The organism is Pseudomonas sp. FW300-N1A1 (assembly GCF_058789115.1).
Window position 1 is genome coordinate 1 of sequence record NZ_JBYTBK010000071.1, and the last position, 10,396, is coordinate 10,396.

Genomic DNA, 10,396 nt, shown 5'->3' on the forward strand with positions numbered 1-10,396 from the left:
AAATACAAAACGCCCGATGCGGTGCATCGGGCGTTTTGAGGCTGAAATGGGTGTAAACCTATTTCAGGACTGGACACCGTCAATTGGCGGAATCAGATGCGGTAGGTGCTCTTGGTCATGACCTTGGCCAGCAGGCTCATGCCGAATTTCACCGGTGCGGGGAAGCGAAAGCCTCCGGCATCCAGCGCACTTTCCGCATGCTGTTCTTCGTCGATGCGCATCTGCTCAAGAATAGCCCGGGACTTTTCGTCCTCGGCGGGCAGTTGTTCCAGGTGTTCGTTCAAGTGCTTGCACACCTGGTCTTCCGTCGCGGCGACGAAACCGAGGCTGACTTTATCGCTGATCAACCCGGCGACGGCACCAATGCCGAACGACATGCCGTAGAACAACGGGTTGAGGATACTGGTGTGGCTGCCGAGCTGATGGATGCGCTGTTCGCACCACACCAGGTGATCGATCTCTTCTTCGGCCGCATGCTCCATGGCTGCTCGCACTCGCGGCAGCTTGGCGGTCAGTGCCTGCCCTTGGTACAGCGCCTGGGCGCAGACTTCACCGGTATGGTTGATGCGCATCAGGCCGGCGACGTGACGGGTGTCTTCGTCGCTCATTTTCGCATCGGGCTGCAGGATGGCGGGCGAAGGGCGATAAGGCTGGCCACTGAAAGGCAGCAAAGTGCGCATCGCGGTGTCGGCTTGCAACAGAAGACGGTCAATGGGCGAGTAGTGACGTTGGGTAGTCATGCTGACCTCCGGGAAGAATCTCGGTGGCCAGTTTACCGCAATCGGCCGGTGATGGTTTGCGCTGGGTCATGTCGACGCAGTCGCTGCGGGTTGTGCTGTGTTGCTGTTGTGGGAGCGGGCTTGAAACCGCCAAAAGCTTCGCGGGCAAGCCCGCTCCCACAAGGGTTGTGCAAATCAGCCCGGTGGCCAGTGCATCTGGCGCTGACCCAGTACGTGCATATGGATGTGGTAGACGGTTTGTCCGCCCAGCTGATTGCAGTTCATCACCACGCGAAAACCTTCTTCGCAGCCCAGTTCCAGCGCCAGGCGTTGGGCGGTGAACAGAATGTGCCCGGCCAGCGCCTTGTCGTCCTCGGTGAGGTCATTGAGGGTACGAACCGGCTTTTTCGGGACGACCAGGAAATGCACGGGGGCCTGTGGGGCAATGTCGTGGAAGGCCAGAACCTGGTCATCCTCGTAAATGATCTTGGCAGGTATTTCTCTGTTGATGATCTTGGTGAACAGAGTATCCACAGCTGTTTCTCCATGTTGATGGGCCGGGCTGAGTGTACTGAAGGGGATGTACTCGCGCCCAGCCTTTTACGGTGATCGGGTTCAGCGCGGGCAGTAGGCCTTGTTGATCATGCCGACTATGGTTCGTGTCAGCCAGCGTGAACCCAGGCGCGGCAAGAAGGCGAACCAGCGATTGCGGCGACCGGGGATGATAATGGCGCGGTTTTTCTCCAGGGCCCGTACGGTGTACAACGCCACTTCCTCGGGACTCATCAACAGCTTGCTGTTGCCGAGCTTGTGGTCGTCGAGTTGGGCGGTGCGGAAGAATGCTGTACGGGTCGGGCCAGGACACAGCACCGAGACCTTGACCGCGCATTTTTTCAGTTCTACCCGCAAACCTTCCGAGAAGTGCAGCACATAGGCCTTGCTGGCGTAGTAGGTGCTCATCCACGGGCCCGGGTTGAAGGCGGCCACGGAGGCCACGTTGAGGATCTGCCCACCCCCCTGCAAGGCCATGCTGTTGCCGATGGCATGGCACAGGCGGGTCAGGGCCAGAATGTTCACTTCGATCAGGTCCTGTTCGGTCATCCAGTCCTGTGCGAGAAACGGGCCGCAGGTACCGATGCCGGCGCAGTTGACCAACAGGTCGATCTGTCGGTCACCTTCTTCGAGCTCCAGCAGAAAGCCGGATAGGCGCAGTGGCTCGCCCAGGTCGCAGGCGCGAAACAGTACCTCGACGCCAAAGCGTTGGGTCAGCTCGATCGCGATACTTTCAAGCTGATCACGTTGGCGGGCCACCAGTATCAGGCTGCGGCCACGACGCGCCAGTGCTTCGGCCATGGCCAGGCCAATGCCGCTGGAAGCACCAGTGATCAGAGCGTAACGGGTCATGCAGTTCTCCATCGCAACGGCTCGCGGCCTGTGGACAGAGAGGTCACAGGTATCAAGCGCGTTTATTCTTTCTCATAGTCTACAGGGGGCAGAGGGGCTTGCGCCGCGTCGTTTGTGTCAACCTTGTCAGTCAACTGGCTACTTTCGTAGCGGCTGCCCAGGGCGCTTTCATATTCTTCGGACAGGCCGGCGAGGCCCCCGGCCAGCGCGCCGACAACTGTCAGCACAATCACAACCAGCCACAGCGCGCTCAGCACTTTGACGGCGGTGCTGTTGGGCGGCTGCACAGGGCCGTAGCGGTTAGCTCCGTCATTGCCCGGGATGACCGCCAGTGCCAGCGGAAAAAGGCCGCCCACAAACGGCACCAGGTTCAAGAACCACAGCCAGCCTGACCACCCAAGGTCGTGCAAGCGTTGCACGCTGATGGTGATATTCACATAGAAGTAGGCCAGCAAGGCGACGACACAAACAAGTGCGCCCAACACCCGTTGATCGTCGGCCAGCAGCCCCAATCCGAGGGTGCCGGCAACGGCACCAATGATCATTAGGGCGGCCAGGGACCAGGCGAGATAACGCAGGCGACCGATTCGTCCCTGGACGCTGAACACCTTGAGTTCGGAAAACGCTGGCAAGGCCTCACCCACCGGAGCACGGGGAGGTGCATAAGGAGACGCTTCGAGCTCGGGCGCGACTGGCGCCGCAGGGCTGGCAGGGGGTGGCTGGACGTCGGTCAGGTCGAGCTCGATGGCCGGTTCGGCTTCGATGCGCGCATCAATGCCGGTTTTCGACAGCGCATTGAGATACGTATGAGCATCCGCCTGGGACAGGTCGCGCTTGAGTGTCACGGGGGTGCCGTTGAAGAGCCGATCGATGGCGGCGACGTCGCTTTTGAAGAGGGCGGCGAGGTTGAGTTTGGCCGTGGTGATGTCGACCCCCGGCAGCAGGGTTCCGTCGAAGACAATCTTGAAGCGGTTTTCGCTCATGCCTGGGCTTCCTTGTCACGTGTCTAGAGGGCTGTGCAGGACAGTCTAGGCCAGGCGGAATCGGCTGGCCTGGGGTTTTACATCAACGCGGCCAGCGATTGGGTAGTCGAGCGGCGAGTTCCTGCGCCGTGCGGTACTCGGCATCCAGTCGGGCGACCAGTTCATCAACGCTAGGCAGGTCGTCGATCTCACCGACTCCCTGGCCGGCCGACCAGACGGTTTTCCAGGCTTTCGCCTCATCGCTCACGGGCTTGAGCTTCGAGCCGAAGTTGATTTCACCCTTGCCTTGCAGCGCATCGATGTCAAAGCCGGCGTTAAGCAGGCTTTGACGCATGAAGCTGGCTGGAACGCCGGATACCGCTGGCGTATGGACAATGTCGGCGGCTCTGGAGGACAGCAGCATCGCTTTATAAGACTCCGGTGCATGACTTTCAGTGGTGCCGATAAAACGTGTACCGAAGTAGGCCAGGTCTGCACCGAGCACCTGCGCGGCAAGAATCTCATGGCCGTGGTTCAAGCAGCCGGCCAGCAGCAGGGTTTTGTCGAAGAACTGGCGGATCTCGGCGATCAGCGAGAACGGGCTCCAGGTGCCGGCGTGACCGCCGGCGCCAGCGGCAACGGCGATCAAGCCATCGACACCGGCTTCGGCCGCCTTTTCGGCGTGACGACGGGTTGTCACGTCGTGAAACACCAGGCCGCCGTAGCTGTGCACCGCATCAACCAACTCCTTCACCGCGCCCAGGCTGGTGATCACGATGGGCACTTTGTGCTCGATGCAGATCTTCAGGTCTGCGTCCAGTCGCGGATTACTATGGTGAACGATCAGGTTTACCGCGTAGGGCGCCGGGTTATCCAATAACGCCAGTCCCGCCTCGATCTCCTCCAGCCACGCCTTGAAACCGCTGCTTTCGCGCTGGTTAAGCGCAGGAAAACTGCCGACCACGCCATTGCGGCAGCACGCGAGTACCAACTGAGGGTTGGAAATCAGGAACATAGGCGCGGCCACGACCGGCAGGCGCAACTGTTGTTCGAGCAAAGCGGGCAGCGACATTGGAGGTACCCCGTGTGAATGTGACCTGTAGGATTAGAACGGCCGTACGACGACCAGAATTACAATAGCCAGCAATATCAGAACCGGTACTTCATTGAACCAGCGATAAAAGACATGGCTGCGGGTGTTCTCGCCACGGGCAAAGCGCTTCACCTGCGCGCCGCACATGTGGTGGTAACCAATCAGTAGCACCACCAGCGTCAGCTTGGCATGCATCCAGCCGCCCTGAGCGAAGTAGGCACCGGGATTGAGGATGATCAGCCAGCCGCCGAAGATCAGCGTGGCAATCATCGCCGGCCCCATGATGCCCCGATACAGCTTGCGCTCCATGACGCTGAAGCGCTCCTTGCTGATGCTGTCCTCGCTTTGGGCGTGGTAAACGAACAGGCGCGGCAAGTAAAACAGGCCGGCAAACCAGCAGACGACACTGATGATGTGAAAAGCTTTGAGCCACAGATAAAGCATTTTTAGTTGTTCCCAGGTTCACGGTAACGAGATAGTAGAGGCTTGAGCCTCCGTACGTCACCTTGACGGTTGTCGCAGGCCCGGGCGCACCCTATCATCGACGGCTTTCCAGTGGGTTCGTTGAGGGCAGGTTTATGGTCAAGGTCGGTATCGTCGGCGGCACGGGTTACACCGGTGTCGAATTGCTGCGTCTGTTGGCACAGCATCCGCAAGCAGAAGTGGTCGTGATCACTTCCCGATCCGAGGCCGGCCTGGCCGTTGCCGACATGTACCCGAACCTGCGCGGTCACTACGACGGCCTGGCGTTCAGCGTTCCGGACGTCAAGACCCTGGGTGCTTGCGACGTGGTGTTCTTCGCCACCCCCCATGGCGTGGCTCACGCGCTGGCGGGCGAATTGCTCGCGGCCGGGACCAAGGTCATCGACCTGTCGGCCGACTTCCGCCTGCAGGACGCCGATGAGTGGGCCAAGTGGTACAACCAGCCGCACGGTGCGCCAGAACTGCTGGAGGAGGCTGTTTACGGCCTGCCGGAAGTCAATCGCGAGCAGATCAAGCAGGCTCGCCTGATTGCTGTGCCAGGGTGCTACCCGACCGCCACGCAATTGGGCTTTTTGCCCTTGCTCGAAGCCGGTCTGGCCGATACCACGCGCCTGATCGCTGACTGTAAATCCGGCGTCAGCGGTGCCGGTCGTGGCGCGGCCGTCGGTTCGCTGTACTCCGAGACCTCGGAAAGCATGAAGGCCTACGCGGTCAAAGGACATCGTCACCTGCCTGAAATTTGCCAGGGCCTGCGCCGCGCGGCGGGTAAAGACGTGGGGCTGACCTTCGTTCCGCACCTGACACCAATGATTCGCGGTATCCACTCCACGCTCTATGCCACCGTTATCGACCGTTCGGTGGACTTGCAGGCGCTGTTTGAAAAGCGTTATGCCAACGAGCCGTTCGTCGATGTCATGCCGGCCGGCAGCCATCCGGAAACCCGTAGCGTGCGGGGTGCCAACGTTTGCCGAATTGCGGTTCACCGTCCACAGGATGGCGATCTGGTAGTGGTCCTGTCGGTGATCGACAACCTGGTCAAGGGCGCGTCGGGTCAGGCGGTGCAGAACCTGAACATCCTGTTTGGCCTGGATGAGCGCCTGGGGCTGTCTCACGCCGGGATGTTGCCTTAAACACGATCCCGTTCAGCAAAAAGGCCCGTTAAGCGGGCCTTTTTGCTGTCTGAGGGTGCGATTCTGTTGATTGCTATACCATAACAATAGTTGACCGATTTTCTGGGAGAAGCGGATAATGCGCGTCATCACGCATTATGGCGGCGTAACGCCGGGAGATAGTCAGCATGAGCGTCGAATCCTTCACCCCCACGGCTTTGCAATTCACCCACGGTGCCGCGCACAAGGTGAAGAGCCTGGTCGATGAAGAGGGTAATGATCGCTTGAAGCTGCGCGTATTCGTTACGGGCGGCGGTTGTTCAGGGTTTCAGTACGGCTTTACCTTCGATGAAGAAGTGGCCGATGACGACACCATCGTCGAGCGCGAGGGCGTCAGCCTGGTGGTCGACCCGATGAGCTACCAGTACCTGGCCGGCGCTGAGGTGGATTATCAGGAAGGCCTGGAAGGTTCGCGGTTTGTGATCAAGAACCCGAATGCGACCACGACCTGTGGCTGCGGTTCTTCGTTCTCGATCTGATCGATCAGGGCGGTATCAGCGGTACTCAACGCCGCATGGCTTCACGGCCATGCGGCGTTTTGCTGTCTGCTGTTCAGGCGGGGTAGATGGCGCCAAGTACCCGCAGGCCGCGTGCGCCAGTGACGCTTGGGCGATTGGCCGGAATGCTTTCGAGGCAGCAGTGGGCCAGCCAGGCGAAGGCCATGGCTTCGACCCAGTCCGGGTCTACACCGTAAGCGGCCGTACTGTCGACCTGGGCATTGGGCAACAGGCTGGTGAGGCGGGCCATCAGCGTCGTGTTATGGGCGCCGCCGCCGCACACCAGCAGTTCCTGCGTGTCGGCCTGTGCCGCTTGTAGAGACTCGACGATGGTCAGTGCAGTCAATTCCAGCAAGGTGGCTTGCACGTCTTGCGCTGCGAACACGGGAAGTCGTGCCAGGTGCTGTGTCAGCCAGTGCAGGTTGAACACTTCGCGGCCGGTGCTTTTCGGGCCCTTGGTCAGGAAGAACGGGTCACTGAGCAAGGCTTTGAGCAAGGTCGGCTCGACTGTGCCGCTGGCCGCCCATTGGCCATCGCGGTCGAACGTTTCGTTGCGTTGCTGATGGATCCAGGCGTCCAGCAGGACATTCCCGGGGCCACAGTCAAAGCCCGAGACCGGTTTGGCAGTCTCGATCAGGCTCAGGTTGCTGAAGCCGCCCACGTTCAGAACCGCACGGTTGCCCCCGCGTTGTTCGAACAAGGCTTCATGAAAGGCCGGAACGAGAGGGGCGCCTTGCCCGCCAGCCGCCACATCGCGGCTACGGAAGTCACTGACGACGGTGATACCGGTCAATTCGGTGAGCAGGGCAGGGTTGCCGATCTGAACGGTAAAGCCCCGCGCCGGCTCGTGACGAATGGTCTGGCCGTGGCTGCCGATGGCCCGGATATCAGCGGCGCTGAGCTGTTGATCGGTCAGGAGGGCATTGATGCCCTGGGCGGCCAGTGCAACCCAGTGCTGCTGGGCAATCGCGGAGCGGGCAATCTCGTCGGGCCCGCTGGCACACAAGCCGAGCAGCTCGGTGCGCAGGGAGTCGGGCATCGGGATGTAGTGAGTGGCGATCAGCCTGATCGCCGTTGTTTGCTCGATCAGCGCAATGTCCAGGCCGTCAAGGCTGGTACCGGACATCACGCCTATATAGAGCGCCATGGCTCAGCGCTTGCTCGAAGCCAGCATCGTGGCCTTTTCTTGATCCATGCGCGCCATCAGCGGCTGGCTCTGTTGCAGGAAGCGTGCACGCTCGTTCTTGGCGATCGGGTCTGCCATTGGCAACTTCTGGCCCAGAGGGTCGACGTGAACGCCGTTGACCTGGAACTCATAGTGTAGGTGCGGACCGGTCGAGAGGCCGGTGGTGCCGATGTAGCCGATCACCTGGCCCTGCTTGACGCTACCGCCGGTCTTCACGCCTTTGGCGAAGCCTTGCATGTGGCCGTACAGGGTCTGGTAGGAGTTGCCGTGCTGGATGATCACGGTATTGCCGTATCCACCGCGACGGCCAGCCAGCAGTACTTTACCGTCGCCGGCCGCCTTGATCGGCGTGCCGCGAGGGGCGGCGTAGTCGACGCCTTTGTGGGCGCGTATTTTGTTCAGAATTGGATGCTTGCGTCCCATGGAGAAACGCGAGCTAATACGAGCGAAGTCCACTGGCGTGCGAATGAACGCCTTGCGCATGCTGTTGCCATCGGCAGTGTAGTAGCTGCTGTTGCCTTGCTTGTTGGTGTAGCGCACGGCGGTGTAGGTCTTGCCGCGGTTGGTGAAGCGGGCGGACAGGATCGGGCCGTTACCGACGGCTTTGCCGTTGACGACTTTCTGTTCGTAGATCACATCGAATTCGTCGCCCTGGCGAATGTCCTGAGCGAAGTCGACGTCGTAGCCAAACACGCTGGCCATGTCCATGGTCAGGCTGTGGGACAGGCCTGCGCGTGCAGCGGACTGCGACAGCGAGCTGTTGATCACGCCGTGCACATAGGCGGAGCGCACGGTTGGCTTGGCCGTGGTGCGGCTGAAGGCATAGCCCTTGGCGTTCTTGCTCAGGCTGATGCTGTCAAGATCGCTGACCTTGCTGTGCAGCTGGGTGAGCTGGCCGTCGGGGCCGAGTTCGAACTCGAGCTTCTGGCCACGTTTAAGGCGGGTGAACTGCTTGGCTTGCTTGTCGCTGGCCAGGATTTCGCTCGCCAGCGTGGAGGGCAGGCCTACTTTTTCAAAGAGTGTGGAAAGCGTGTCCCCTTTGGCGACTATGACTTCCTTGTGGCTGGGGCTTTTCTTTTCTTCAGCCACCGGTGCCGGGGCTACTTGAGCCGTCTGCGGGGTGTCGTCGATGCTGTTTTCAATCTGGGCGAAGGGAGATTGTACGGGTTCGTTTGTGGCTTGAACGGCGTCAGCAGCGTCTTGATCTTGTGTCAGTTGTTCAGCAGGGCTTTCCAGCTCAAGGCTCAGGGTTGTCTTTTTGGCTTCGACGTCACTGGATGGAAACACCAGGAGCGCCAGGCTGAGCAGGGCGGCAATGCCGCTTGCCGCGAGCAGATGAGTCTTCGGATAAAGCGGCGGCGCTTTAGACGGTTCTGTGGTCATAGGTAATTTGACTTTGGAAAAGATGATATGGAAAAAATGAATAACAAGATGAAGATGAAATAACTGTATAAAATATAACCAAATGGCCTCTTAAGCAAGCCGCGGATGCTCTGTTCGCGGATTGATGCCCGCGCGCCGGGCAAAACTTGTATTTGGTGCGCGATCTTGTATGGTTGGTTCCCTTTGAATCTGAGCCTTGCAGGTTGGTTATGAAGTCGGTTGAAGAGCAGCTAGCGCTGATCAAACGTGGTGCGGAAGAATTGTTGGTCGAGTCCGAGCTGGTCGAGAAGCTCAAGCGCGGCCAGCCGCTGCGTATTAAGGCTGGCTTCGATCCGACCGCGCCGGATTTGCACCTGGGCCATACGGTGCTTATTAATAAGCTGCGTCAGTTCCAGGACCTGGGGCATCAGGTCATCTTCCTGATTGGTGACTTCACCGGGATGATCGGTGATCCGAGCGGCAAGAGCGCTACGCGCCCGCCGTTGACTCGCGAGCAGGTTCTCGAAAATGCCGAGACCTATAAGACTCAGGTATTCAAGATCCTTGATCCGGCCAAGACCGAGGTGGCGTTCAACTCCACCTGGATGGACCAAATGGGGCCGGCGGACTTCATTCGCCTGACCTCGCAGTACACCGTGGCTCGCATGCTTGAGCGCGATGACTTCAACAAGCGCTACTCGACCAACCAGCCTATCGCTATTCATGAGTTCCTGTATCCGCTGGTTCAGGGCTATGACTCTGTTGCGTTGCGCGCGGACGTCGAGCTGGGCGGCACGGACCAGAAGTTCAATCTGCTGATGGGGCGCGAGCTACAGCGCAGCTATGGTCAGGAGGCTCAGTGCATTTTGACCATGCCTCTGCTTGAGGGGCTGGATGGCGTGAAGAAGATGTCCAAGTCCCTGGGCAACTACGTCGGTATCCAGGAAGCGCCGGGTGTCATGTACGGCAAGCTGGTTTCTATTCCGGATGTGCTGATGTGGCGCTATTTCGAATTGCTCAGCTTCCGTTCGATGGATGACATCGATGCCTTGCGTGCCGATGTCGAGGCGGGTGCGAATCCGCGGGACATCAAGATCAAGCTGGCTGAAGAGATTGTTGCGCGCTTCCATGGTGAAGAGGCTGCGGCGAACGCTCATCGTGCGGCGGGTAACCGCATGAAGGAGGGTGAGCTGCCGGATGATCTGCCTGAGATCGAGCTGTTCGCTGCCGAGGATATGCCTATTGCGGCGGTCCTTAATAAAGCAGGGCTGGTGAAGAACTCGGCGGTGGCTCGTGATCTGCTGGGTTCGGGTGGTGTACGTATCGATGGCGAGGTGGTTGATCGCTCCTTTATATACGTACTGGGTGCGACCCACGTTTGCCAGGCTGGCAAGAAGGCATTTGCTCGCATTACGCTCAAATCCGAGTAAAGCTGAAATAAGGGGTTGACGGCGAATTTTATCTGTCTATAATTCGCCCCACTTCCGGCGCAGTCGAAACGGAAAACTCCTTGGTAAACAA

11 protein-coding genes are annotated in these 10,396 nt (G+C 59.6%); 3 read left to right on the top strand and 8 right to left on the bottom strand.

From position 1 onward, the window contains the following. Nucleotides 1-92: 92 nt before the first annotated feature. From coq7 to hemJ, 6 genes are all read right to left on the bottom strand, one after another. Complete coding sequence (coq7, locus tag AC3WQN_RS25100) at nt 93-740, bottom strand: 2-polyprenyl-3-methyl-6-methoxy-1,4-benzoquinone monooxygenase (protein ID WP_095147228.1); 648 nt, start codon at nt 738-740, stop codon at nt 93-95. A 174-nt stretch (nt 741-914) separates the two neighbouring features. Then, nucleotides 915-1,253 (bottom strand): histidine triad nucleotide-binding protein, encoded by a 339-nt coding sequence (locus AC3WQN_RS25105; RefSeq protein ID WP_095082976.1) that lies wholly within the window; start codon nt 1,251-1,253, stop codon nt 915-917. A gap of 81 nt (nt 1,254-1,334) precedes the next feature. Beyond that, entirely contained in the window at nt 1,335-2,123 is a 789-nt protein-coding gene (locus AC3WQN_RS25110) for an SDR family NAD(P)-dependent oxidoreductase (RefSeq protein WP_103402283.1), read from the bottom strand. 62 nt (nt 2,124-2,185) lie between these two features. Continuing rightward, complete coding sequence (locus tag AC3WQN_RS25115) at nt 2,186-3,106, bottom strand: DUF805 domain-containing protein (protein WP_103402284.1); 921 nt, start codon at nt 3,104-3,106, stop codon at nt 2,186-2,188. 82 nt (nt 3,107-3,188) lie between these two features. Beyond that, nucleotides 3,189-4,157, bottom strand: coding sequence for an NAD(P)H-dependent flavin oxidoreductase (locus AC3WQN_RS25120; RefSeq protein WP_103402285.1), 969 nt, complete (start codon nt 4,155-4,157; stop codon nt 3,189-3,191). Between the two features lie 33 nt (nt 4,158-4,190). After that, nucleotides 4,191-4,622, bottom strand: a complete 432-nt coding sequence (gene hemJ, locus AC3WQN_RS25125; RefSeq protein ID WP_103402286.1) for a protoporphyrinogen oxidase HemJ — start codon at nt 4,620-4,622, stop codon at nt 4,191-4,193. A gap of 134 nt (nt 4,623-4,756) precedes the next feature. Between hemJ and argC the strand changes: the two genes are divergently transcribed. After that, nucleotides 4,757-5,791: an N-acetyl-gamma-glutamyl-phosphate reductase gene (argC, locus tag AC3WQN_RS25130; RefSeq protein ID WP_103402287.1), complete on the top strand. Its 1,035-nt coding sequence runs from the start codon at nt 4,757-4,759 to the stop codon at nt 5,789-5,791. Between the two features lie 167 nt (nt 5,792-5,958). Next, complete coding sequence (gene erpA, locus AC3WQN_RS25135) at nt 5,959-6,309, top strand: iron-sulfur cluster insertion protein ErpA (RefSeq protein ID WP_027617200.1); 351 nt, start codon at nt 5,959-5,961, stop codon at nt 6,307-6,309. Between the two features lie 73 nt (nt 6,310-6,382). Here the strand turns inward: erpA and AC3WQN_RS25140 are convergent, their stop codons facing one another. Beyond that, the gene (locus AC3WQN_RS25140; RefSeq protein ID WP_103402288.1) at nt 6,383-7,474 is read right to left on the bottom strand and encodes an anhydro-N-acetylmuramic acid kinase; all 1,092 of its coding nucleotides are present in this window, start codon (nt 7,472-7,474) and stop codon (nt 6,383-6,385) included. 3 nt (nt 7,475-7,477) lie between these two features. Further along, a complete protein-coding gene (locus AC3WQN_RS25145; RefSeq protein WP_103402289.1) occupies nt 7,478-8,896 on the bottom strand; it encodes a peptidoglycan DD-metalloendopeptidase family protein in 1,419 nt (472 codons plus the stop codon). Between the two features lie 209 nt (nt 8,897-9,105). Between AC3WQN_RS25145 and tyrS the strand changes: the two genes are divergently transcribed. Continuing rightward, nucleotides 9,106-10,305, top strand: coding sequence for a tyrosine--tRNA ligase (gene tyrS / locus AC3WQN_RS25150; RefSeq protein WP_095147221.1), 1,200 nt, complete (start codon nt 9,106-9,108; stop codon nt 10,303-10,305). The last annotated feature ends 91 nt before the right edge of the window (nt 10,306-10,396 follow it).

Coding starts and splice junctions, on each gene's coding strand:
- coq7 (WP_095147228.1), bottom strand. CDS start 740: ATGACTACCCAACGTCACTACTCGCCCATTGACCGTCTTCTGTTGCAA.
- AC3WQN_RS25110 (WP_103402283.1), bottom strand. CDS start 2,123: ATGACCCGTTACGCTCTGATCACTGGTGCTTCCAGCGGCATTGGCCTG.
- AC3WQN_RS25115 (WP_103402284.1), bottom strand. CDS start 3,106: ATGAGCGAAAACCGCTTCAAGATTGTCTTCGACGGAACCCTGCTGCCG.
- AC3WQN_RS25120 (WP_103402285.1), bottom strand. CDS start 4,157: ATGTCGCTGCCCGCTTTGCTCGAACAACAGTTGCGCCTGCCGGTCGTG.
- hemJ (WP_103402286.1), bottom strand. CDS start 4,622: ATGCTTTATCTGTGGCTCAAAGCTTTTCACATCATCAGTGTCGTCTGC.
- argC (WP_103402287.1), top strand. CDS start 4,757: ATGGTCAAGGTCGGTATCGTCGGCGGCACGGGTTACACCGGTGTCGAA.
- erpA (WP_027617200.1), top strand. CDS start 5,959: ATGAGCGTCGAATCCTTCACCCCCACGGCTTTGCAATTCACCCACGGT.
- AC3WQN_RS25140 (WP_103402288.1), bottom strand. CDS start 7,474: ATGGCGCTCTATATAGGCGTGATGTCCGGTACCAGCCTTGACGGCCTG.
- AC3WQN_RS25145 (WP_103402289.1), bottom strand. CDS start 8,896: ATGACCACAGAACCGTCTAAAGCGCCGCCGCTTTATCCGAAGACTCAT.
- tyrS (WP_095147221.1), top strand. CDS start 9,106: ATGAAGTCGGTTGAAGAGCAGCTAGCGCTGATCAAACGTGGTGCGGAA.